Origin of the sequence: Aurantimonas sp. HBX-1 (genome assembly GCF_021391535.1) — a bacterium.
Lineage (GTDB): Bacteria > Pseudomonadota > Alphaproteobacteria > Rhizobiales > Rhizobiaceae > Aurantimonas.
Genome location: NZ_CP090066.1, coordinates 1,867,369 through 1,889,658, shown reverse-complemented (window position 1 = coordinate 1,889,658; position 22,290 = coordinate 1,867,369). Strand labels below are relative to the sequence as shown.

Genomic DNA, 22,290 nt, shown 5'->3' with positions numbered 1-22,290 from the left:
CGGGGCAACCGACCGACAGCAAAAAGCCGGCCCCGGGGCCGGCTTTTTTGTACGAAATCAATGCGTTGGAACCAGCGGCTCCTAGATTGCGCCGGTGCCGATCAGCATGAAGGCCGGAATGTCGTCGCCAAAGCCGATCGGCGCCTTGCCGCCATCGTTGTCGCCGCCGCGGCTGCGGCCCTGGTCGATGGGGGCCGGGCGCGGTGTCGGGGCGGTCGTCCGCTCGACGGGGGCCGGACGCGGCGCACTCTCGCTGCGCGCACGGCGCGGCGGGCGGGCGGCACGGACTTCCGGCTCGTCGTTGACGACAGACACTGGCTCCACGACAGGCTGGGCTTCGGCCTCGACGGCTGGCGCGGCCGTCTCGTCGCTCGCCTCGGGCGTGCGTGCCGGACGTTCCTTGCGCACGCGGGTGCGGCCGGCGCCCGACGCATCGGTGCGCCGCGAACTGCGACGCGGGCTCGGCGCAGCGTCGGCCGGCTCTTCGGGCAGCGCCGCGGCAGGCGCGCCCTGCCATTCGATCTCGGTGCCGATCAGCTTTTCGATCGCGTCGAGATACTTCTTGTCCGCCTTGGTGGCGAGCGTGAAGGCCTTGCCCGAGCGGCCGGCGCGACCGGTTCGGCCGATGCGGTGGACATAGTCTTCGGCATGGATCGGCACGTCGAAATTGAAGACGTGGCTGACGGCAGGAATGTCGAGGCCGCGGGCCGCGACGTCCGATGCGACGAGCAGCTGAATCTTGTTGTCGCGGAAGCTCTGCAGCATCGCGGTCCGCGAGCGCTGGTCCATGTCGCCATGCAGCGCGCCGGCGGAGAAGCCGTGGCGCTCCAGCGAACGGAAGAGCGTTGCGACGTCGCGCTTGCGGTTGCAGAAAATGATCGCGTTGGTCAGGTCGGTCTCTTCGCGGATCACGCGGCGCAGCGCCTCGCGCTTCTCCGACTCGACCTTCTGGCAGGCGACCAGCCGCTGCGTCACCGTCAGGGCGGCCGATGCCGGCTTGGCAACCTCGACGCGGACGGGGTTCTGCAGGAACTGCTCGGTGAGCCGCGTGATCTCCGGCGGCATCGTGGCCGAGAAGAACAGCGTCTGGCGTGTCACTGGCAGCAGCTTGCAGATCCGCTCGATGTCCGGGATGAAGCCCATGTCGAGCATCCGGTCGGCCTCGTCGATGACGAGGATCTCAACGGCGTTCATCAGCAGTTTGCCGCGCTCGAAATGGTCGAGCAGGCGGCCGGGCGTGGCGATCAGCACGTCGACGCCGCGGTCGATCTTCTTGTCCTGGTCACCGAAGGACATGCCCCCGATGAGGAGGGCAATGTTGATCTTCTGGTCGCGGCCGTAGCGGACGAAGGATTCCTCGACCTGCGCGGCAAGCTCGCGCGTCGGTTCGATGATCAGGGTGCGGGGCATGCGGGCCCGGGCGCGGCCCTTTTCGAGCAGCGTCAGCATCGGCAGGACGAAGGATGCCGTCTTGCCGGTTCCCGTCTGCGCGATTCCCAGAATATCCCGGCGCTCCAGCGCGTGCGGGATGGCCTGTTCCTGGATCGGCGTCGGTTCGCTGTATCCGGCAGCCTCGACGGCGGCCAGAACCTTGGCACTGAGGCCGAGTTCGGAAAATGGTTTCAAGCGTCAGGTTCTCTTTGGATAATGGGGTTACGGTCTACGACTTCGAAGGCCCATTACTGCGGGGCAGTAGGGCGATAGCTTTTCCGAGTCAACCACAAGCTCCCATATGGCGCGCAAACAGCGGAATTACAGGGTAGAAATGGTGAATACGTCGTCGATCGTGCTGATTCCGGGTCTGCTGTGCACGGCGGACCTGTTCCGCGACCAGATCGCGGCGTTCCCGCCGGAAGCCCTCATGGTCGCGGACACGGTGAGCGACGACAGCATCGCAGCGATGGCGGAGCGACTGCTCGCCGGCGCGCCGCCGCGCTTCGTGCTGTGCGGCCTGTCCATGGGCGGCTATGTGGCGCTGGAGGTCGCGCGGCGAGCGCCGGAACGTGTCGCCGGTCTGGCGGTGGTGGCGACCAGTGCGCGGCCCGACACGGCGGAGCAGACGGCGGTGCGGCACCGTCTCGTGGCGCTCGGGCGTGACAAGGGCATTGCCGCGGTGGCAGAGGCGCTGTCGTCCCGCCTGTTGGGACCGCAGGCCCGCCAAGACGAGGGGCAGCGCGATCGCGTGGCCGCCATGGCGGGCGTGATCGGCATCGAGACCTTCGCGCGCCAGCAGGCGGCGATCATCGGCCGCCCGGACCAGCGCCAAGCGCTCTCAGGCCTGGCGATGCCGACGCACGTTCTTGTCGGCACGGCGGACGAGATCATTCCGCCCGATTGCTCGCACGAGATGGCGGCAGCCATCCCGAAGGCGCGGCTCACGACCGTCGAGGCCGGCGGGCACCTTCTCTCGATGGAAGCCCCGGATCTCGTCACGCAGGCGCTTGCCGCGCTGCTGGCCGGGTCGCGGCCCTTGGCGGCTCAGTTGGAGGCCGGCCCGAACATGTAGGGCGTGTCGGGCGCGAAATGCAGTTCGTAGGTTTCGGCGATCTCGCCGTCCGTCGGCAGGATGTCGAAGAACAGCGTCAGGCCGCTCGGCGCGCCGGGGCTCGGCTCGTCCGCCCGGTAGCCGACGATCGCGCCGTCGATCTGGTTGATCTCGGTGATCTCGGTCGAGGCGCGGACGGTATGGTCCGTCCCCGCGCCTTCGAGCTGCTGGACGAAGAAGTGGTAGCCGGTCTCGTCGGCGGGCGACTGCACCATGATCGTGCGCCAGACGCCCTGCCGCTCACCCTCGGACCAGGGGCCGACCACCTGGACGTCCTCGACCAACGGCGACAGGCTGTCGATCGCCGCGGTCACGGCGGGATCGGTCGCGGCGGGGGTCGACGCTGGTGCGGTCGATTCCGCTGGCGCAGGCGCCACCGTTGCTGCCGGTTTGGCCGTCTCGGCGCCCGGCGCTATCGCCGGGCCGCTTTCCTGGCCCGAGGCGGGCAGGGCGATGAGCAGCGCGGTGCCGAGCATTGCGGCGGCTGGCAAGATCCGTGTCACGGTCAATTCTCCGATGGCGATGCGCGCAGCTTTCGGCCGCGCGCCGTCAGATGTCCAGATCCTCGACGAAGGCCGCGCGGTCCTGGATGAAGCGGAACCGCGCGTCGGGCTTGTTGCCCATCAGCGCCTCGACGGCGCCGGCGGTTCCGGCTTCCGGCGTCTCGTCGACCACGACCTGCAGCAGCGTGCGCCGGCGCGGGTCCATGGTGGTCTCCTTGAGCTGCGACGGCAGCATCTCGCCCAGGCCCTTGAAGCGCGAGACCTCGACCTTGCCGCGGCCCTTGAACTCCTTCTCGACGATCCGCTCGCGGTCCCGCTCGTCCCGCGCATAGACCGTCTTGCCGCCCTGCGTCAGCTTGTAGAGCGGCGGCACGGCGAGGAAGAGGTGGCCGTTGCGGACCAGCTCCGGGATCTCCTGGTAGAAGAAGGTGATCAGCAGCGAGGCGATGTGCGCCCCGTCCACGTCGGCGTCGGTCATGATGATCACGCGCTCGTAGCGCAGATCTTCGCTGCGATATTTCGACCGCGTGCCGCAGCCGAGCGCCTGGACGAGATCGGCCAGCTGCTGGTTGGCGCCGAGCTTGTCGCGTCCCGCACTGGCGACGTTGAGGATCTTGCCGCGCAGCGGCAGGATCGCCTGCACCTTGCGGTCGCGCGCCTGCTTGGCCGAGCCGCCGGCCGAGTCGCCTTCGACGATGAACAGTTCCGCCCCGGCCGCGCCGGTCTGCGAGCAGTCGGCGAGCTTGCCGGGCAGGCGCAGCTTGCGCGTCGCGGTCTTGCGGCTGACTTCCTTTTCCTGGCGGCGGCGCAGCCGTTCGTCGGCGCGCTCGACCACCCAGTCGATCAGCCGCGCGGCGTCCTGCGGCGAGGAGGCGAGCCAGATATCGAAGGAGTCGCGCATCGACTGCTCGACGATGCGCTGCGCCTCGGCCGTCGCCAGTCGGTCCTTGGTCTGGCCGACGAACTCCGGCTCGCGAATGAACACCGAGAGCATCGCGGCGGCGGTCAGCATCACGTCGTCGCCGGTGATCACCGCGGCGCGCTTGTTGCCGGAGACTTCGGCGAAGGCCTTGAGCCCGCGCAGCAGCACCGAACGCAGGCCGGCCTCATGAGTGCCGCCTTCGCCGGTCGGGATCGTGTTGCAGTAGGAACGGACGAAGCCGTCGTCGGGCGTCCAGCTGACCGCCCATTCAACCGCTCCGTGGCCGGTCTGCTTTTCGGTGCGGCCGGCGAAGATCTGCGACGTCACCCGATCCTTGCCGAGCGTCGTGTCGAGGTAATCCTTCAAGCCGCCGGGAAAATGGAAGGTGTCGCGCGGCGGGATCTCGCCGTTCGGCGTCAGCAGTTCCAGGTCACAGGACCAGCGGATTTCGACGCCGCCGAACAGATAGGCCTTGGAACGCGCCATGGCGTAGAGGCGCTCGGGCCGGAAGCGCGCGCCGGCGCCGAAGATCTGCGGGTCCGGCCGGAAGCGCACCTTGGTGCCGCGCCGGTTATGGACCTCGCCCACTTCCTCGAGCGGGCCGGTGGCCACACCGCGTGCATAGGTCTGCCGGTAGAGGCGCCTATTCCGGGCGACCTCGACCTCGAGATGTTCCGAGAGCGCATTGACGACGGAGACGCCGACGCCGTGCAGGCCGCCGGAAGTCTCGTAGACCTTGGAGTCGAACTTCCCGCCGGCATGCAGCGTGGTCATGATGACCTCGAGCGCCGACTTGTTCTTGTATTTCGGATGCGGGTCGATCGGGATGCCGCGGCCGTTGTCGGCGACGGAAAGCGTGCCGTCCGCCTCCAGCGCGACCTCGATGAAATTGGCGTGGCCGGCGGTCGCCTCGTCCATCGCATTGTCGATGACCTCGGCGAAGAGGTGGTGCAGCGCCTTCTCGTCGGTGCCGCCGACATACATGCCGGGGCGGCGGCGGACCGGCTCGAGCCCCTCCAGAACCTCGATATCGGCTGCCGTGTAGTCGGCCTGAGGCGGCGCCGCGGCGGGTGCGGGGCGGGCTCGGCTCGCAGCCTTGGGGAGCGCCGGCTGGCGCGCGGCATTGCCGGAGAACAGGTCGTCGCTCATCGCGCCGTCGCGTCGGGGCAGGAAAACGGGGAGATCGGGCGCCAATCGAACATGGGACCTGCCTATACTTTCACGAAATGTTCTTCAACCCCGGGCACATCGGCCGGCCCGGCAAGACCGGCGTTTCCGCAACCTTATCCACGGGTTTCCGGGCAACTCCGGCACCCCCTGCCACCGGCGTGCGGAACGCCGGGCGACGCGTCCGGGCGCCATTCGAATCACGCCCGTTCCACCGCTGTCAAACGAAAAGGGGCGCCCGCGAGGCGCCCCTTGACCGTGCTCGGAGTCCAGCCGGAAGGATCCGGCCGCCTCGTCAGACCGAGTAGTACATGTCGAACTCGACCGGATGCGGCGTCATCTCGAAACGCATCACCTCGGCCATCTTCAGGTCGATGAAGGCGTCGATCTGGTCGTCGTCGAAGACGCCGCCGGCCTTCAGGTAATCGCGATCGGCGTCGAGCGATTCCATCGCTTCGCGCAGCGACCGGCAGACGGTCGGGATTTCCTTCAGCTCCTCCGGCGGCAGGTCGTAGAGATCCTTGTCCATGGCTTCGCCCGGGTGGATCTTGTTCTTGATGCCGTCGAGGCCGGCCATCAGCATCGCCGAGAAGGCGAGATACGGGTTAGCCGTCGGGTCCGGGAAGCGGACCTCGACGCGCTTGGCCTTCGGCGACTGGCCGAACGGGATGCGGCAGGAGGCCGAGCGGTTGCGCGCCGAGTAGGCGAGCAGCACCGGGGCTTCGTAGCCGGGGACCAGGCGCTTGAACGAGTTGGTCGACGGGTTGGTGAAGGCGTTCAGCGACTTGGCGTGCTTGATGATGCCGCCGATGTAGAACAGGGCGCTCTCCGACAGGCCCGCATATTCGTCGCCGGCGAAGGTCGGCTTGCCGCCCTTCCAGATCGACTGGTGCACGTGCATGCCCGAGCCGTTGTCGCCGAAGATCGGCTTCGGCATGAAGGTCGCGGTCTTGCCGTAGGCATTGGCGACCTGATGGATCACGTATTTGTAGATCTGCATCTTGTCGGCGTTGCGGGTCAGCGTGTCGAACTTGATGCCGAGCTCGTGCTGCGCGGCGGCCACCTCATGGTGGTGCTTCTCGACCTCCACGCCCATCTCGGCCATCACGGTCAGCATTTCCGAGCGGATGTCCTGGCAGGAATCGATCGGCGGGACGGGGAAGTAGCCGCCCTTGACGCGCGGCCGGTGGCCGAGATTGCCGGTCTCGTATTCCATGTCGTCGTTGGACGGCAGTTCGGTGGAGTCGAGCTTGAAGCCCGTGTTGTACGGGTCGGCCTTGTAGCGGACGTCGTCGAAGATGAAGAACTCGGCTTCCGGGCCGAAGAAGGCGGTGTCACCGGTGCCGGACTGGGTAAGGAACGCCTCCGCCTTGCGGGCGGTCGAGCGCGGGTCGCGGTTGTACGCCTCGCCGGAGATCGGATCGAGGATGTCGCAGACGATCGCCATGGTCGACTGGGCGAAGAACGGATCCATGTAGGCCGTCTCCGGATCCGGCATCAGCACCATGTCGGACTCGTTGATGGCCTTCCAGCCGGCGATCGACGATCCGTCGAACATCGAGCCTTCCGAGAACATGTCCTCGTCGACGATGCCGACGTCCATCGTGACGTGCTGCATCTTGCCCTTGGGGTCGGTGAACCGCAGGTCGACAAACTTAACGTCGTTGTCCTTGATCTGCTTCAGAATGTCGTTGGCGCTCGTCATGGCGGTCTTTCCTGATATTGAACGATGTATATTGCTGGGAGACGGCGAGGGTCAGATGGCGTCCGTGCCGGCTTCGCCGGTGCGGATGCGGATGGCTTCCTCGATGTTGGAGACGAAGATCTTGCCATCCCCGATGCGGCCGGTCTGGGCCGCCTTGCGGATGGCCTCGACGGCGGCAGCGACGTTCTCGTCCGCCAGCACGATCTCGACCTTCACCTTCGGCAGGAAGTCGACGACATACTCGGCACCCCGATAAAGTTCGGTGTGGCCCTTCTGCCGTCCGAAGCCCTTGGCCTCGGTGACGGTGATGCCCTGCAGCCCCACGTCCTGGAGGGCCTCCTTGACCTCATCCAGCTTGAACGGCTTGATGATCGCCTCGACCTTCTTCATCGACATTCCTTCACGACGTTGTCCCCCGTCACGGGCCGCCGGCCCGTCCCCCCGCCCAATGCAGGAGGCGTGCCAAAGGCCTTGTCCCGGACCGCGGCTGACGAAATAGCGTCGATCGCTGCCGCGGAAACCGATGCCTACACCATCTCGGCAGCGACTCGACCGGTTTATCGGCGCTATCGTTACCCTTGTGACGCTTCTGTGCCCATACCGGCTACACCAAGCGGCCGGTGAAGTCACACAGGCTGCCCATTTTGTAGGCACATAGTTGAAAGTTTAGGCGACCGATGGCTGCGACGTCCCCTTCCGATTGTTTCCTGCTGACGTCCTCCGAGATGGCCGAGGCCGATCGGTTGACGATCGACAGCGGAACCGCGGGAATCGCGCTGATGGAGAAGGCCGGTGCCGCCGTGGCGGCGGCGGTCCAGGCGGAGTTCGCCGATGCCGCCCGTGTCGCGGTGCTGGCGGGGCCCGGCAACAACGGTGGGGACGCCTATGTCGTCGCCCGGCTGTTGCGGGAGGCGGGCCGCGACGTCCGCCTTTACGGCCTCGTCGATCCCGCCAGGCTGTCCGGCGATGCTGCCTCTGCCGCATCCGCCTGGAAGGACGCGACCCTGCCGCTGGAGGCATTCGACCCGGCCGACGCGGCGCTGGTCGTCGACGGGCTGTTCGGCGCCGGACTGGCACGCCCCGTCGAAGGCCTCGCCGCCGCGGCCATTGACCGGCTGAACGACGCGCCGACGCCGGTCGTCGCCATCGACCTGCCGTCCGGCGTCTCCGGCGAATCGGGCAAGGCGCTCGGGGCCGCCGTCGCGGCGGACCTGACCGTCACGTTCTTCCGCCGCAAGCCGGGTCACCTGCTCGAGCCGGGCCGCAGCCTCTGCGGGCGCACGCTGGTGGCCGACATCGGCATCGCGCCGACGGTCCTCGCCCGCATCGCACCCCGGACCTTCGTCAACGAGCCGGCGCTGTGGGCCAGCCGATTCCGCAGTCCCGCCGATGCCGGCCACAAATACGACCGCGGCCATGCGGTGGTGCTGTCCGGCGGCGCCAGCCAGACCGGGGCAGCGCGGCTCGCCGCAGCGGCCGCGCTGCGCGCCGGCGCCGGACTCGTCACGCTGTTCTCGCCGGCGGCCGCCATGCAGGTCAACGCGTCGCACCTGACGGCGGTGATGCTGAAGCGCTGTAACGACGACGCGGAGCTGACCTCGCTGATCGAGGACGAGCGCTACAACGCCTTCATCCTCGGCCCCGGCTTCGGCGTCGGCGAACGCGCCCGGCTGTTCGCGGCGGCGATCCTCGCCAAAGGCCGCCGCCTCGTGCTGGATGCCGACGCGATCAGCGCGTTCCAGGAGACGCCGGACCTGCTGTTCGCCGCGGCCGGGGAGGCGGCAGGCAGGCACAGTCCGGCCGAACCACTGCTCGTGCTGACGCCGCACGAGGGAGAGTTCAGGCGGCTGTTCCCGGAACTCGCCGCCGACGGCGGCCAGTCGAAGCTGGATCGCGCACGAAATGCCGCCGCGCAGTCGGGCGCCGTCGTCGTGCTGAAGGGCAGGGATACCGTGATCGCCGCGCCCGACGGACGTGCCGCGATCAACGCCAGCGGCACGCCGTGGCTCGCCACGGCCGGCACGGGCGACGTCCTCGCCGGCATCGTCGCGGCGCAGCTGGCCCAGGGCATGCCGAGCTTCGAGGCCGCCTGCGCCGGCGTCTGGATGCACGGGCGGGCGGCCGAGCTGTTCGGCCCGGGCCTGATCTCCGAGAACCTGCCGAAGATGCTGCCGAAGGTGCATGCCGAATTGCAGGCGCTGCTCGGCCGGAAAGACTGATCCCGCGGCGGCGTCGGATCAGCCCGCGTCCAGGCGTTCCTGGAGCGCCATGGCGGCATGCGGCGCCCGCGGCTTTCCGGAGCGGATGAAGTACACGAAGACGTCGCGCTTCTGCCGCGGCGGTTCGGTCTTTGGATCGGCCCGGCGCAGATCGTCCGGCTGGCCGCCTTCCGCCCACTGCCGCGTCCGGGCGGCCCAGGCGTCCAGCGCGTCGGCCGGATAGCCGGTCGGATTGGCCTCGTCGCCCTTCTGCAGGCGGGCATAGACGAAGTCCGCCGTGACGTCGGCGATCTGGGGATAATCCTCCGCCTCGGCGCAAACGATGGCGACGCCGGCCTTGCGGCAGATCGCGACCGCTTCGGGGCAGGCGAAGCTCTCGTGGCGCGGCTCGACGACGTGGCGAAGTGGCAGATCGCCGGCCTTCTCGGGGAGCAGCTTCACGAAGGCGGCGAAGTCGTCCGGGTCGAACTGCTTGGTGGCGGCGAACTGCCAGAGGATCGGGCCGAGCCGGTCGCCCAGCTCGGTGATGCCCGACTGCACGAAACGCTCGATCGACTCGCCGCCTTCCGCCAGGATCTTGCGGTTCACCGCGAAGCGCGGCGCCTTCAGCGAGAAGACGAAGCCTTCCGGGGTCTCGCTCGCCCATTTGGCGAAGGTCGCCGGCGACTGGCTGCGATAGAACGTGCCATTGACCTCGATCGTCTTCAGCTTCGACGCGGCATATTCCAGCTGCCGCTTCTTCGGCAGGTCGTCCGGATAGAAGGTCTCGTTCCACGGCTCGAACGTCCAGCCGCCGACGCCGGCCCGAATTGTGCCTGGCTTGGCCATGACGAATCTCCCTTGAGATTAGCTAACTATCTAGCTAGATTTGTCGCATGGCGACGTTCAACATGCACCGGGCGAAGACCGGACTCTCCGACCTGGTCGCGCGCGCCGAGGCGGGCGAAGAGATTGTCATCGCCCGCCGCAACAGGCCAGCAGTGAAGCTGGTTCCGGTTGCGGCTGCCGTCAATGCGAGCGAAGCCGGTTCTGGGACGCCCGCCCGCGTTGAGGCGCCGCTTGGGTTTGCCGAGAAGGAGCAGCCGGTGTTCGACCTCGATGGCATCGTGCAGGCGCTGGCTGCGGGGAAGGATTTCAGTATCACGCGTGACGGCCAGGTAGCCGCGACGGTGACGCCCGCTGCCGCGGCTGCGCGGCGGGTCCGCGGCTTCGGCATGCTCGCGCACATGCCTTCGGTTCCGGACGGCTTCTTCTTCGACCCGCTGTCGGAGGAGGATCTCGAAGCGTGGGAAGGCGCGGCCTCTTTCGACCCTGACATTTCCAAGCCGTGACCCTTCTGCTGGACACGCATGTCTTCGTGTGGTGGCTGCGCGGTGACGCGCGGCTGCGGCCTCGTGTCCGCACCATCATCGAAGAGAACGACGGCATCACCTTTGTCAGCGCGGTCTCCGGATACGAGATGTCGCAGAAATATCGACTGGGGAAGTGGCCGGAGGTCGCTCCTTTCATGGAGGGGTTCGAGCGGCTGGCCGCGACGGCGAACATCGAGATCCTCACCATCACCGCGCTTCATGCGGTTCGCGCCGGCCTGCTCCCGGGGACCCACCGCGATCCATTCGACCGGATGCTCGCCGCCCAGGCAACGATCGAGGGCCTGCGGATCGTGTCCGGCGACGAAGGGCTGAGAAACCTCGGGGTGAAACCAATCTGGGACTGAGCGGCGTCTCGAGGCGAGTTCCGCCTGCAGTTCGCTTGCGAGCCATTCACGTCGGCGGGATGAAGGGCTGCGAGATCTGCTGGAACACCGGCAAGGCTTCCATCGCCGCGCAATGCGCCGCAAGCGCGGGGCAGTCTTCCAGTCCAGCCAGCTCCGGATGGGAATCGCCCATGTGCCGGATCGATGCTGCCACGGCGATGTCCGCATGGCCGATGCGATCGCCCAGCCAGTAGGGACCGGGGCGTGCTGCCCGGTCCGCCTCGAGGGCGGCCAGCGTTCCGCGCATCTGCCGCAGGCACCGCGCTTCCCACGCCGGCGAGGCTTTGTCGTGCAGCCGCCGCTCGTAGAACAGGCTCACCGCCTTGTCGGCCAGCCCGCTCGCCAGAGCCGTCACCTTCAGCGAGTGGCGTCGCGCCGGTTCCGAGCGCGGATGCATCGCCTGCTCGGCAGGCACCAGCGAGTCCAGGTGATCGAGCATCGTGTAGCTGTCGACCAGCACATCGCCGTCGTCGAGAACCAGCGTCGGCACGCGCGTCAGCGGGTTCAACGCGGCAATCTTGTCGGCGTCGCCGAACACAGACCAGGGCCGATGCTCGAACGGGATGTCGTAGAGCGCCAGCGCGATGCCGACGCGACGCACGAAGGACGAATCATACTGGCCGATGAGGATCATGCCGTCTCTCCGACAATGCCGGGCGGTGCCCGTTACTCCGCCGCCTCGCGCTTGATGCCGGGCCGGCGCTCCAGCAGCTCCTTCAGGAAGTGGCCGGTGTAGGAGCGCTTCACCTTGACCACGTCCTCGGGCGTGCCGGTGGCGACGATCTCGCCGCCGCCGTCGCCGCCCTCGGGGCCGATGTCGACCAGCCAGTCGGCGGTCTTGATGACTTCGAGATTGTGCTCGATCACCACCACCGTGTTGCCGCGGTCGACGAGGTCGTGCAGCACCTCGAGCAGCTTGGCGACATCGTGGAAATGCAGGCCGGTGGTCGGCTCGTCGAGGATATAGAGCGTGCGGCCGGTCGCCTTGCGCGACAGTTCCTTGGCGAGCTTGACGCGCTGCGCCTCGCCGCCCGAGAGCGTCGTCGCCTGCTGGCCGACCTTGATGTAGCCGAGGCCGACCTCCTTCAGCGTCGCCAGCTTGTCACGCACCACCGGCACGGCGGCGAAAAAGTCGACGCCTTCCTCGACCGTCATGTCGAGCACGTCGGCGATCGACTTCTCCTTGAAGGTGACCTCCAGCGTCTCGCGGTTGTAGCGCTTGCCGTGGCAGACGTCGCAGGTGACGTAGACATCGGGCAGGAAATGCATCTCGATCTTGATGACGCCGTCGCCCTGGCAGGCCTCGCAGCGTCCGCCCTTGACGTTGAAGGAGAAGCGGCCGGGCTGGTAGCCCCGCGCCTTGGCTTCCGGCAGGCCCGCGAACCAGTCGCGGATCGGCGTGAAGGCGCCGGTATAGGTCGCGGGGTTCGAGCGCGGGGTGCGGCCGATCGGCGACTGGTCGATGTCGATGACCTTGTCGAGCAGTTCCAGCCCCTCGACCTGGTCGTGCTCGGCCGGCACGTCGCGGGCATTGGAGATCCGCCGCGCGGCGGCCTTGTAGAGCGTCTCGATCAGGAACGTCGACTTGCCGCCGCCCGACACGCCGGTGACGCAGGAGAACAGGCCGAGGGGAATCTCGGCCGTGACGTTCTTGAGGTTGTTGCCGCGCGCGCCGACCACCTTCAGCCGCTTGCCCTTCTGCGGCTTGCGCCGCTTGGCCGGCACCGGCACGCCGAGATCGCCTGACAGATAGCGGCCGGTGAGCGAGGCCGGATGCGCCATCACCTCGGCCGGCGTGCCGGCGGCGATGATCTCGCCGCCATGGATGCCGGCGGCAGGCCCGATGTCGACGACGTAGTCGGCGGCGAGGATGGCATCCTCGTCGTGTTCGACGACGATCACCGTGTTGCCGATGTCGCGCAGGTGCTTCAGCGTCACCAGCAGCCGCTCGTTGTCGCGCTGGTGCAGGCCGATCGACGGCTCGTCAAGCACGTAGAGCACGCCGGTCAGGCCGGAGCCGATCTGCGAGGCGAGACGGATGCGCTGGCTCTCGCCGCCGGACAGCGTGCCCGCCGCGCGCGACAGCGTCAGATATTCCAGGCCCACGTCGTCAAGGAATCGCAGCCGCTCGCGGATCTCCTTGAGAATGCGGACGGCGATCTCGTTCTGCTTGGCGTTCAGCTGCTCCGGCAGCGCCTCGAACCACTGCCGCGCCGCGCGGATCGACAGTTCCGTCGTCTCGCCGATGTGCCGCCCGGCGATCTTGACCGCCAGCGCCTCGGGCTTCAGCCGGTAGCCGCCGCAGGCAGGGCAGGGGGTCGCCGACATGAAGCGCTCGATCTCCTCGCGCATCCAGGCCGAGTCGGTCTCCTTCCAGCGGCGCGCCAGATTGGTGACGACGCCCTCGAAAGCCTTGGTCGTCTTGTAGGATCGCAGCCCGTCATTGTAGCGGAACTCGATCTTCTCCTTGCCGGTGCCGTTGAGGATCGCCGCCTGCGCGGCTTCCGGGAGGTCCGCCCAGCGGTCGGTCTGCTTGAACCCGTAGACGCGGCCGAGCGCGTCCAGCGTCTGCCCGTAATAAGGCGAACTCGACTTCGCCCACGGCGCGATGGCACCGCCCTTCAGCGTCAGCGCCTCGTTCGGCACCACCAGCTTCGGATCGACGGCCTGCTGCGACCCCAGCCCGTCGCAGCGGGGGCAGGCGCCGAACGGATTGTTGAAGGAAAACAGCCGCGGCTCGATCTCGGGGATGGTGAAGCCGGAGACCGGGCAGGCGAATTTCTCGGAAAACACCAGCTGGCGCGGCTTGCCATTCTCGTCGAGCTCGTCGGCATATTCGGCGACGGCAAGTCCATCGGCCAGGCCGAGCGCCGTCTCGATCGAATCCGCCAGCCGCGCCGACAGATCGGGGCGCACGACGATGCGGTCGACCACCACGTCGATGTCATGCTTGTACTTCTTGTCGAGCGCCGGAGCGTCGGCGATGTCGTAGAACGTGCCGTCGATCCGGACGCGCTGGAAGCCCTTCTTCTGCAGTTCCGCCAGTTCCTTGCGGTACTCGCCCTTGCGGCCGCGGATCATCGGCGCGAGCAGGTAGAGGCGCGTGCCTTCCTCCAGCTCGAGCACCCTGTCGACCATCTGGCTGACCGTCTGGCTCTCGATCGGCAGGCCCGTCGCCGGCGAATAGGGAATGCCGACGCGCGCGAACAGGAGCCGCAGGTAGTCGTAGATCTCGGTGACGGTGCCGACGGTCGAGCGCGGGTTCTTCGACGTGGTCTTCTGCTCGATGGAGATGGCCGGCGACAGCCCGTCGATCTGGTCGACGTCGGGCTTCTGCATCATCTCCAGAAACTGCCGCGCATAGGCCGACAGGCTCTCCACGTAGCGCCGCTGCCCCTCGGCATAGATCGTGTCGAACGCCAGCGACGACTTGCCCGAGCCGGACAGGCCGGTCATGACGATCAGCTTGTCGCGCGGAAGGTCGAGATCGACATTCTTGAGATTATGCTCGCGGGCGCCGCGAATGGAGATCGTCTTCAATTCGGCCATGAAGCGCTCGGCATTCCTTGTCGTGGGATGACGCGGTTATCTATGTCTTCCGCACCGCAGTTCCAAGCAGCCGCGGCGATTCGGTCGAAACTTGCATGTTCCCTTTTCGTTCTATAGTATCGCGCCTCGTTCCGCAACGCGGGTAGCCAGCGCCCTGGATGCGGCACCTTCGGCCCGGCAGGAAACTTCCGCTGGATAAGCCGGACGTGGCGCCGCCGATGGTTTCCCCCGCCGACCGGCTCCGGTATGGTCGCCGCCGTCGGATAAGTATGGAGTTCTTCATGGCAGGCAGCGTCAACAAGGTCATTCTGGTCGGCAATCTCGGAGCCGATCCGGAAGTGCGCCGCCTGACTTCCGGCGACGCCGTGGTCAATATGCGGATCGCCACGTCCGAGACCTGGCGCGACCGCCAGTCCGGCGAGCGGCGCGAGCGCACCGAATGGCACAACGTGGTGATCTTCAACGAGAACCTCGTGAAGGTCGCCGAGCAGTACCTGAAGAAGGGTGCCAAGGTTTATATCGAAGGCGCGCTCCAGACCCGCAGCTGGGAGGACCAGACGGGCCAGAAGCGCTACACGACCGAAGTGGTGCTGCAGAAGTTCCGCGGCGAGCTGCAGATGCTCGACGGCCGCGGCGAAGGCGGCGGCGGTGGCGGCTCCGGCGGCGGCTATGAAGGCGGCGGCGGCGGTGGGGGCTCCTCGCGCGGCGGCGGTTCCGGCGGCCCGAGCGGCGGCGGCGCATCGGGCGGCGGCGATCGCGGCGGCTACGGCGGCGGCGGATCTTCGCGCGATCTCGACGACGAGATCCCGTTCTGATGCCACCCCGGCCTCTCGCTTCCCGCGCGAGGCCGGATTTCGTCGGCAACGATCCGATGATCGCTGCCGGCATTGCTCGGACGCCGGCGCATTCCGGCTGAATCCGATGCGCCGCCGACGGATCAGTCGGCGGCGGCACTCTCCTCGGCCAGCGCCAGGCGGTGCCCGGCGTTCGACTGAACCTCGATATACAGCCGCCGCACGATCGGGTAGGCGCGCTTGACGCGTTGCTCGATCTCGCTGACGGCGGCCTCGATGTCCTGCGACAGGACATCGTCCTTGAAGTCGCAGCTCATGGTCAAAAGGACGTCGCGCGGGCCGAGATGCAGCGTGCGGATCTCGTTGACCGAGACGATCTCCGGGCGCTCCGAGACGCGGTCGCGGATCGTCGCGACCATCGCCGGCGATGCTGCCTCGCCGATCAGCAGACCCTTGGTCTCGACCACCAGCAGCACCGCCGTGACCGCCAGGACCACGCCGATGACGATCGAGCCGATGGCGTCGAACTCGGCGATGCCCGTGCTCCAGGCGAGGCCGATGCCGGCGGCGGCGATGAGAATGCCGATGCAGGCGGCGCTGTCCTCGAACAGGACGACGAAGATCGTCGGGTCCTTCATCGCCCTGACGTCGGCGAGAAGCCCGTTGGCCGCGGACGGATCGCGCTGCGCGCCGAACTCGCTATAGGCGACCGACAGGGAATATCCCTCCATGGCAAGGGCCACGGCGAGGACGCCGAGGGCCACCAGCGGTGCCTCGATGGCCGCGCTCGCCGGCTCCAGCAGCCGCACGACGCCCTCGTAGATCGAGAAGCCCGCACCCAGCGCGAAGATCAGGATGGCAACGATGAAGGACCAGAAATAGACCTCGACGCCGTGACCGAACGGGTGAGCGGCATCGGCCGGCTTCTTGGCGCGGTGGATCCCGAGCAGCAGGAAGCCTTGGTTCGCGGTGTCGACGAGGGAGTGGATGCCTTCCGCCAGCATGCTGGAGGATCCGGTATAGGCGGCCGCGGCGAATTTCGTCACGGCGATGCCGAGATTGGCGGCGAGGGCCGCGATGACGGTCTTGTTGCCGCCGTCCTTCGAGCGCTGAGCGGTCATGCAATTCTGTCCATGTTGACGGCCCTGGCTCAGGGCGACGTCGAGAGCGGGGCGGCCGTGGTGGTCTCGACCAGTTGCGCGGCGCCCTCGGCGACGAACTGCACCGCCAGCGCGGCAAGCAGCACCCCCAGCAGACGCGAGATCACCGCCCTGCCGGTGACGCCGAGAAACCGGTCGATCCGGTCGGCGACGGCGAGGAAGCCGAAGGTGACGATCATGGCGACCAACAGGATGGCGACGAGGCCGATCCGCCCGGCGACCGTCGGCAGGTTGCCGGACAAGAGGATCACTGCCGAGATCGCGCCGGGACCGGCGATCAGCGGGATCGCCAGCGGGAAGGCCGCGACGTCGGCGACTTCCGGATCGTCCACCGCGCGGTCGGCGCTGCGCCGGTGGCGCTCCTGGCGTCGTTCGAAGACCAGTTCGAAGCCGATCCAGAACAGGAACAGGCCGCCGGCGACGCGGAAGGCCCCGAGCGTGATGCCAAGACCCTGCAGCAGCGCCATGCCGGCGATCGCGAAGAGCGCCAGGATGGCGAAGGCGATGACGCAGGCACGAATGGCGACGGAGCGGCGTTCGTTGGCATCGGCGTCGGGCGTCACCGCCAGGAACAGCGGCACCAGGCCAAGCGGGTCGATGATGACGAAGATGGTCACGAAGCCGCTGAGGAGGATGTCGACCATGCGTGCTCGCCAAAGGGTGCCCGATCGTCCTGCGTAGCAAATGACGGTGGCGGGTCAACCTGACCGCGCGGAAGGCGACATGGCGGCCGATTCGGCAGCCCATGGCCGGCATTGCGGCCCGACCCACAAGGCTTTCTTTTCGGCCGGCTGCAAATAGTTGAAAAGGCTGACGAAAATCCCCATATGAATTGTCCGCGCAATTTGCACCCTCGATGCCATCCGCGCTATAGCGGGGCAGCGATTTCCGAGCCCTTCAGGACGAATTCTTGGCCGATACAGACGACAAGACGACGCCGCCGGAACGACCGAGCGGCATCGAATCCATCTCCATCATCGAGGAAATGCAGCGCAGCTATCTCGATTACGCGATGAGCGTGATCGTCAGCCGCGCGCTGCCCGACGTGCGCGACGGCCTCAAGCCGGTGCACCGGCGCATCCTCTACGCCATGCGCGAAATGGGCCTCGTCCATAACAGGGCCTACCGCAAGTCCGCCGGCGTCATCGGCGAGGTGATGGGCAAGTTCCATCCGCACGGCGATTCGGCGATCTACGACGCCCTGGTGCGCATGGCGCAGGACTGGTCGCTGCGGGCGCCGCTGATCGACGGGCAGGGCAATTTCGGCTCCATCGACGGCGATCCGCCGGCAGCCATGCGCTACACCGAGTGCCGGTTGGAGAAGATTTCCGATCCGCTGCTCGAGGACATCGATAAGGAAACCGTCAACTTCCAGGAGAACTATGACGGGCGCGAGCAGGAGCCGGTCGTCCTGCCGGCCCGCTTCCCCAACCTCCTGGTCAACGGCTCCGGCGGCATCGCCGTCGGCATGGCGACCAACATCCCGCCGCACAATCTGGGCGAGGTGATCGACGGCTGTATCGCCACGATCGACAACCCGGCGATCTCGCTCGAAGAGATCATGGAGATCATTCCCGGCCCGGATTTCCCGACCGGCGGCATCGTCCTCGGCAAGGCCGGCATCCTGTCGGCCTACTCGACGGGCCGCGGCTCGATCCTGATGCGCGGCAAGGTTCACACCGAAGCGATCCGCAACGAGCGCGAAGCCATCGTCATCACCGAGGTCCCGTACCAAGTGAACAAGTCGTCGATGATCGAGAAGATGGCCGAGCTGGTGCGCGACAAGCGCATCGAGGGCATCTCCGACATCCGCGACGAGAGTGACCGCGACGGCTACCGCGTGGTGATTGAGCTGAAGCGCGACGCCACCGCCGACGTCATCCTCAACCAGCTCTACCGCTTCACCCCGTTGCAGACCTCGTTCGGCGCCAACATGGTGGCGCTGAACGGCGGCAAGCCCGAGCAGCTGACGCTGCAGGACATGCTGGCGGCCTTCATCTCCTTCCGCGAGGAAGTGGTGAACCGGCGCACCAAATATCTGCTGCGCAAGGCGCGCGAGCGCGCCCACGTCCTCGTCGGCCTCGCCATCGCCGTCGCCAATATCGACGAGATCATCAAGCTGATCCGCCAGGCACCGGACCCGCAGACGGCGCGAGAGCAGCTGATGGAGCGGCACTGGGGCGCCAAGGACGTGGCGCCGCTGATCCGCCTCATCGACGATCCGCGTCACCGCATCACCGAAGAGGAGACCTACCGGCTCTCCGAGGCGCAGTCGCGCGCCATCCTCGATCTGCGGCTGCAGCGCCTGACGGCGCTCGGCCGTGACGAGATCGGCGACGAACTCAACAAGATCGGCGCCGAGATCAAGGAATATCTCGAGATCCTGTCGTCCCGCACGCGGGTCCGCGAGATCATCAAGGCCGAGCTGACCGCCATCCGCGACGAGTTCGCCACGCCGCGCCGCACCGTCCTCAGCGAGGGCGCGGCCGACATGGACGACGAGGACCTGATCCCGCGCGAGGACATGGTCGTCACCGTCAGCCATGGCGGCTACATCAAGCGCGTGCCGCTCGCCACCTACCGGGCGCAGCGCCGCGGCGGCAAGGGCCGCTCCGGCATGTCGCTGAAGAACGACGAGGATTCGGTCACCCGGCTGTTCGTCGCCAACACCCATACGCCGGTGCTGTTCTTCTCCTCGCGCGGCATCGTCTACAAGGAGAAGGTCTGGCGCCTGCCGCTGACCACGCCGCAGTCGCGCGGCAAGGCGCTGATCAATCTGCTGCCGCTGGAAAAGGGCGAGCGGATCACCTCGATCCTGCCGCTGCCGAGCGACCCGGATGCCGCCGCCGAGCTGAACGTGATGTTCGCCACGACCCGCGGCACCGTCCGGCGCAACAAGCTGTCCGACTTCATCCAGGTGAACCGCAACGGCAAGATCGCAATGAAGCTCGACGAAGGCGACGAGATCCTCGCCGTCGCCACCTGTTCGGAGCAGAACGACGTCTTCCTCGTCGCCTCGTCCGGCCAGTGCATCCGCTTCCCGGTGACCGACGTGCGCGTCTTCGCCGGCCGCAACTCGGTCGGCGTGCGCGGCATCTCGCTGGGCGCCGGCGAGCGGGTGATCTCGATGGCGATCCTCAACCACGTCGACGCGACGCCGGCCGAGCGCGCCTCCTATTTGAAGATGCGCCGCGCCGTCGAAGGCGAAGCGGCGGGCGACGCCACGGCCGAGCCGATCGTCGAGGAGGAGGGCGTCGAGGACGTCGCGATCGATCAGGAGCGCTACGCCTATCTCGGCGCGGCGGAGGAATTCATCCTCACCGTCAGCGAGTTCGGCTACGGCAAGCGGTCCTCGTCCTACGAGTTCCGCACCAGCGGCCGCGGCGGCAAGGGCATCCGCGCCACCGACGTGTCGCGCCTCGCCGACATCGGACCGCTGATCGCCGGCTTCCCGGTGGAATCGGAAGACGAACTGCTGCTGATCTCCGATCGCGGCCAGATGATCCGCGTCCCGGTCGAGGGAATCGGCTTCAAGGGCCGCGCCACCAAGGGCGTGACGATCTTCCGGACGGCCGACGGCGAGCGCGTGGTCTCCGTCGAGCGCATCCCGGACCAGGGCGAGGACGAAGCGGGCGAGGCGGAAGCCGACAGCACCGACGACGCTCCGTCCGCTGATGGTGCGCCGGATGCGCCGCGCGCTCCGGACGCACCCGATGCGCCGGAAGCACCGGACGACGATCTGCCGCCGGAATAGAACGAGAAAAGGCCGCTCGACATATGCCGAGCGGCCTTTTTCACGTGTGCCTAATAGCAGTAAATTTCATTGCAAAGGGTCTGCATAAGCCGTGCCTTCGTGGCCTTCCCTCGTCTCAGCCTGCAGGGCAGGTCGGCGAATGGCTCAACGCATCAGCCGCGAGCGGTTCGCGGTCACCTTGACCCTCGCCCGTTGCGACTCGTTGTGAAGGGTAACTGCGGTAGCCGTGACCAGCGTGACGACCATTGCGAGCGAGAGAGCGAAGACGAGCATATGGAATTCTCCATCAATTCGGCTGAATAACTGTCCGGGTTCCACTTTGTTCCACCATGCTCGTCGTGGCCGGAACGGCCGCTGAAGGGTGCGGTCAGGTGCCGTTCAGGTGTGGGGTCGAATGGAGGCCGCGATTGTTTCGCGGAACCCGACAGAGTAGGCGGATTGGATGAAGCGCGCTTTCTATCCGGGATCGTTCGATCCGGTCACCAACGGTCACATCGACATCCTGAACCAGGCGAGGGCGGTGTTCGACGAGGTCGTCGTCGGCATCGGCATCCATCCGGGCAAGCAGCCGATGTTCGACTTCGACGAGCGGGCGGCGCTGATCTCCGCCTGTCTCGACGTTCCGGTGCAGGTGGTCGCCTTCGACGGGCTCGTGGTCGATGCCGCGACCAGGGCGGGGGCTGTCGCCCTCGTCAGGGGCCTGCGCGACGGATCCGACCTCGATTACGAGATGCAGATGGCGGGGATGAACGCGGCCATGCGTCCCGGCATCGTGACGGTGTTCTTTCCGGCGTCGCCGCCGACGAGGCCCATAACCGCCACATTGGTTCGCCAGATCGCGCGGATGGGTGGCGACGTCGCATCGTTCGTGCCTGCCAACGTCGCGCAAGCGATACGAAGCAAAGTCGCCTGACGCGGATGCGCCGGCGCTAGGTCTGGGATGGAAACCTCATGAAACTTTTCGCAACGCTCGGCCTTGCCACGGCCATGGCCGTCGCAGCCTTCGCCGGCCCCGCCGCCGCGCAGGCGCCGGATGCCGAGAACACGCTGATCATCACGACGGCTACGGGCGACATCACCGTCAAGCTGCGGCCGGACCTGGCACCGAAGCATGTCGAGCGCATCAAGACGCTGGCGAGCGACGGCTTCTATGACGGGCTGGTCTTCCACCGCGTCATCGACGGCTTCATGGCCCAGACCGGCGATCCGACCGGCACCGGCATGGGCGGCTCCGACCTGCCCGACCTCGAGGCGGAGTTCTCCGACGAGACCTTCGATCGCGGCACGCTCGGCATGGCGCGGTCGCAGGATCCGAACTCCGCCAACTCGCAGTTCTTCATCATGCTCGCCGACGGCGACTTCCTCGACGGCCAGTACACGATCGTCGGCGACGTCGTCGAAGGCATGGAGAATGTCGACAAGATCAAGAAGGGCGACCCGGCGCAGAACGGCACCGTCGAGGATCCGGACAAGATGGTGAAGGTCCGTCTCGCCGGCCAGGAATAGCCGCTTCCCGACCGCCAACCCTCCAATAGGGGTTGTCGGGGCCTGCAAATTCCCCCAAGGAAGGGCCATATGCGCCCCGCGGCTGTTGCGGGGCGCCTTCGGCATGGAGCCGATCTTTCAAGGAGAACGAGATGGCGCAGGACACCCCCGAGGATCTGCTGATCCTGGAGACGACGAAGGGACGCGTGGTCATCCGGCTTCGCCCCGATCTCGCACCGCGGCACGTCGCCCGCGTGAAAGAACTGGCGCGCGAAGGCTTCTATGACGGCGTGGTCTTCCACCGTGTCATCGACGGCTTCATGGCGCAGACGGGCGATCCGACCGGCACCGGTGCCGGCGGCTCCGACAAGCCCGACCTCGTCGCCGAGTTCACCGCCGAGCCGCACAAGCGCGGCACGGTGTCGGCGGCCCGGACGGCGAACCCGAACTCGGCCAATTCCCAGTTCTACATCTGCTTCGATCGCGCCCCCTGGCTCGACAAGCAGTACAGCATCTGGGGCGAAGTCATTGAAGGCATGGAGAATGTCGACAAGATCAAGCGCGGCGAGCCGGTGACGGATCCAGATTCGATCACGACGATGCGCGTCGCCGCCGACGTCTGATGTCGGCGCGGGATCCGGCGAAGGCCGGTTCCCTGCCACTGGCTTCACCGAATTGATCCCGGGGTCCGCAAGGGCCCCGGGATTTTCCCATCCAAGGACTGCGACCCG

18 protein-coding genes and 1 pseudogene are annotated in these 22,290 nt (G+C 67.2%); 9 read left to right on the top strand and 10 right to left on the bottom strand.

Going from position 1 to position 22,290, the window contains the following annotated elements; all coding sequences use genetic code 11:
• Positions 1-81: 81 nt before the first annotated feature.
• A complete protein-coding gene (locus LXB15_RS08945; RefSeq protein WP_233952636.1) occupies positions 82-1,626 on the bottom strand; it encodes a DEAD/DEAH box helicase in 1,545 nt (514 codons plus the stop codon).
• A 106-nt stretch (positions 1,627-1,732) separates the two neighbouring features.
• On the opposite strand from LXB15_RS08945, the gene LXB15_RS08940 reads away from it, so the two are divergent.
• The gene (locus LXB15_RS08940; RefSeq protein WP_233952634.1) at positions 1,733-2,506 is read left to right on the top strand and encodes an alpha/beta fold hydrolase; all 774 of its coding nucleotides are present in this window, start codon (positions 1,733-1,735) and stop codon (positions 2,504-2,506) included.
• Here LXB15_RS08940 and LXB15_RS08935 read toward each other — a convergent pair.
• The 4 genes from LXB15_RS08935 to LXB15_RS08920 all read right to left on the bottom strand — a co-directional run bounded on the left by LXB15_RS08935 (position 2,479) and on the right by LXB15_RS08920 (position 7,232).
• Entirely contained in the window at positions 2,479-3,048 is a 570-nt protein-coding gene (locus tag LXB15_RS08935) for a hypothetical protein (RefSeq protein WP_233952633.1), read from the bottom strand. The genes LXB15_RS08940 and LXB15_RS08935 overlap by 28 nt on opposite strands.
• A 46-nt stretch (positions 3,049-3,094) precedes the next feature.
• Positions 3,095-5,119: a DNA topoisomerase IV subunit B gene (parE, locus tag LXB15_RS08930; protein ID WP_233952631.1), complete on the bottom strand. Its 2,025-nt coding sequence runs from the start codon at positions 5,117-5,119 to the stop codon at positions 3,095-3,097.
• Between the two features lie 313 nt (positions 5,120-5,432).
• Positions 5,433-6,842 carry a type I glutamate--ammonia ligase gene (gene glnA / locus LXB15_RS08925; protein ID WP_233952627.1) on the bottom strand — a complete coding sequence of 470 codons (1,410 nt, stop codon included), beginning with the start codon at positions 6,840-6,842 and terminating at the stop codon, positions 5,433-5,435.
• 51 nt (positions 6,843-6,893) lie between these two features.
• A complete protein-coding gene (locus tag LXB15_RS08920) occupies positions 6,894-7,232 on the bottom strand; it encodes a P-II family nitrogen regulator (protein WP_163044999.1) in 339 nt (112 codons plus the stop codon).
• A gap of 287 nt (positions 7,233-7,519) precedes the next feature.
• Here LXB15_RS08920 and LXB15_RS08915 point away from each other — a divergent pair, with 287 nt between their 5' ends.
• Positions 7,520-9,061 carry an NAD(P)H-hydrate dehydratase gene (locus tag LXB15_RS08915; RefSeq protein WP_370640191.1) on the top strand — a complete coding sequence of 514 codons (1,542 nt, stop codon included), beginning with the start codon at positions 7,520-7,522 and terminating at the stop codon, positions 9,059-9,061.
• Between the two features lie 18 nt (positions 9,062-9,079).
• Here the strand turns inward: LXB15_RS08915 and LXB15_RS08910 are convergent, their stop codons facing one another.
• Positions 9,080-9,889 carry a DUF72 domain-containing protein gene (locus tag LXB15_RS08910; protein WP_233952622.1) on the bottom strand — a complete coding sequence of 270 codons (810 nt, stop codon included), beginning with the start codon at positions 9,887-9,889 and terminating at the stop codon, positions 9,080-9,082.
• Positions 9,890-9,936: 47 nt separating this feature from the next.
• Between LXB15_RS08910 and LXB15_RS08905 the strand changes: the two genes are divergently transcribed.
• Positions 9,937-10,392, top strand: a complete 456-nt coding sequence (locus LXB15_RS08905; RefSeq protein WP_233952616.1) for a type II toxin-antitoxin system Phd/YefM family antitoxin — start codon at positions 9,937-9,939, stop codon at positions 10,390-10,392.
• Positions 10,389-10,778 (top strand): type II toxin-antitoxin system VapC family toxin, encoded by a 390-nt coding sequence (locus LXB15_RS08900; RefSeq protein WP_233952610.1) that lies wholly within the window; start codon positions 10,389-10,391, stop codon positions 10,776-10,778. Before LXB15_RS08905 ends, LXB15_RS08900 begins: the two co-directional genes overlap by 4 nt.
• Before the next feature lie 46 nt (positions 10,779-10,824).
• Here LXB15_RS08900 and LXB15_RS08895 read toward each other — a convergent pair whose 3' ends face one another.
• Positions 10,825-11,451 carry a glutathione S-transferase family protein gene (locus tag LXB15_RS08895; protein ID WP_233952607.1) on the bottom strand — a complete coding sequence of 209 codons (627 nt, stop codon included), beginning with the start codon at positions 11,449-11,451 and terminating at the stop codon, positions 10,825-10,827.
• Positions 11,452-11,483: 32 nt separating this feature from the next.
• A complete protein-coding gene (gene uvrA, locus LXB15_RS08890; RefSeq protein ID WP_233952603.1) occupies positions 11,484-14,366 on the bottom strand; it encodes an excinuclease ABC subunit UvrA in 2,883 nt (960 codons plus the stop codon).
• Between the two features lie 281 nt (positions 14,367-14,647).
• Here uvrA and ssb point away from each other — a divergent pair, with 281 nt between their 5' ends.
• On the top strand, positions 14,648-15,181 hold the full coding sequence (gene ssb / locus LXB15_RS08885) for a single-stranded DNA-binding protein (RefSeq protein ID WP_233953103.1): 534 nt from the start codon (positions 14,648-14,650) through the stop codon (positions 15,179-15,181).
• A 122-nt stretch (positions 15,182-15,303) separates the two neighbouring features.
• Here ssb and LXB15_RS08880 read toward each other — a convergent pair whose 3' ends face one another.
• A complete protein-coding gene (locus LXB15_RS08880; protein ID WP_233952593.1) occupies positions 15,304-16,281 on the bottom strand; it encodes a cation diffusion facilitator family transporter in 978 nt (325 codons plus the stop codon).
• 29 nt (positions 16,282-16,310) lie between these two features.
• On the bottom strand, positions 16,311-16,964 hold the full coding sequence (locus LXB15_RS08875) for a MarC family protein (protein ID WP_233952592.1): 654 nt from the start codon (positions 16,962-16,964) through the stop codon (positions 16,311-16,313).
• A 341-nt stretch (positions 16,965-17,305) separates the two neighbouring features.
• On the opposite strand from LXB15_RS08875, the pseudogene gyrA reads away from it, so the two are divergent.
• The 4 genes and pseudogenes from gyrA to LXB15_RS08855 all read left to right on the top strand — a co-directional run.
• Positions 17,306-19,927, top strand: a pseudogene (gyrA, locus tag LXB15_RS08870) (DNA gyrase subunit A); the annotation flags it as partial.
• 589 nt (positions 19,928-20,516) lie between these two features.
• On the top strand, positions 20,517-20,987 hold the full coding sequence (gene coaD, locus LXB15_RS08865) for a pantetheine-phosphate adenylyltransferase (RefSeq protein WP_233952589.1): 471 nt from the start codon (positions 20,517-20,519) through the stop codon (positions 20,985-20,987).
• 38 nt (positions 20,988-21,025) lie between these two features.
• Positions 21,026-21,580: a peptidylprolyl isomerase gene (locus tag LXB15_RS08860; RefSeq protein ID WP_233952584.1), complete on the top strand. Its 555-nt coding sequence runs from the start codon at positions 21,026-21,028 to the stop codon at positions 21,578-21,580.
• 131 nt (positions 21,581-21,711) lie between these two features.
• The gene (locus tag LXB15_RS08855; RefSeq protein ID WP_183206052.1) at positions 21,712-22,182 is read left to right on the top strand and encodes a peptidylprolyl isomerase; all 471 of its coding nucleotides are present in this window, start codon (positions 21,712-21,714) and stop codon (positions 22,180-22,182) included.
• Positions 22,183-22,290 lie beyond the last annotated feature (108 nt).

What these genes read in the sequence shown, in the direction of transcription:
- LXB15_RS08940 (WP_233952634.1), top strand. Translation starts at nt 1,733, where the DNA reads ATGGCGCGCAAACAGCGGAATTACAGGGTAGAAATGGTGAATACGTCG.
- parE (WP_233952631.1), bottom strand. Translation starts at nt 5,119, where the DNA reads ATGAGCGACGACCTGTTCTCCGGCAATGCCGCGCGCCAGCCGGCGCTC.
- glnA (WP_233952627.1), bottom strand. Translation starts at nt 6,842, where the DNA reads ATGACGAGCGCCAACGACATTCTGAAGCAGATCAAGGACAACGACGTT.
- LXB15_RS08920 (WP_163044999.1), bottom strand. Translation starts at nt 7,232, where the DNA reads ATGAAGAAGGTCGAGGCGATCATCAAGCCGTTCAAGCTGGATGAGGTC.
- LXB15_RS08915 (WP_370640191.1), top strand. Translation starts at nt 7,520, where the DNA reads ATGGCTGCGACGTCCCCTTCCGATTGTTTCCTGCTGACGTCCTCCGAG.
- LXB15_RS08910 (WP_233952622.1), bottom strand. Translation starts at nt 9,889, where the DNA reads ATGGCCAAGCCAGGCACAATTCGGGCCGGCGTCGGCGGCTGGACGTTC.
- LXB15_RS08905 (WP_233952616.1), top strand. Translation starts at nt 9,937, where the DNA reads ATGGCGACGTTCAACATGCACCGGGCGAAGACCGGACTCTCCGACCTG.
- LXB15_RS08895 (WP_233952607.1), bottom strand. Translation starts at nt 11,451, where the DNA reads ATGATCCTCATCGGCCAGTATGATTCGTCCTTCGTGCGTCGCGTCGGC.
- uvrA (WP_233952603.1), bottom strand. Translation starts at nt 14,366, where the DNA reads ATGGCCGAATTGAAGACGATCTCCATTCGCGGCGCCCGCGAGCATAAT.
- ssb (WP_233953103.1), top strand. Translation starts at nt 14,648, where the DNA reads ATGGCAGGCAGCGTCAACAAGGTCATTCTGGTCGGCAATCTCGGAGCC.
- LXB15_RS08880 (WP_233952593.1), bottom strand. Translation starts at nt 16,281, where the DNA reads ATGACCGCTCAGCGCTCGAAGGACGGCGGCAACAAGACCGTCATCGCG.
- LXB15_RS08875 (WP_233952592.1), bottom strand. Translation starts at nt 16,964, where the DNA reads ATGGTCGACATCCTCCTCAGCGGCTTCGTGACCATCTTCGTCATCATC.
- coaD (WP_233952589.1), top strand. Translation starts at nt 20,517, where the DNA reads ATGAAGCGCGCTTTCTATCCGGGATCGTTCGATCCGGTCACCAACGGT.
- LXB15_RS08860 (WP_233952584.1), top strand. Translation starts at nt 21,026, where the DNA reads ATGAAACTTTTCGCAACGCTCGGCCTTGCCACGGCCATGGCCGTCGCA.
- LXB15_RS08855 (WP_183206052.1), top strand. Translation starts at nt 21,712, where the DNA reads ATGGCGCAGGACACCCCCGAGGATCTGCTGATCCTGGAGACGACGAAG.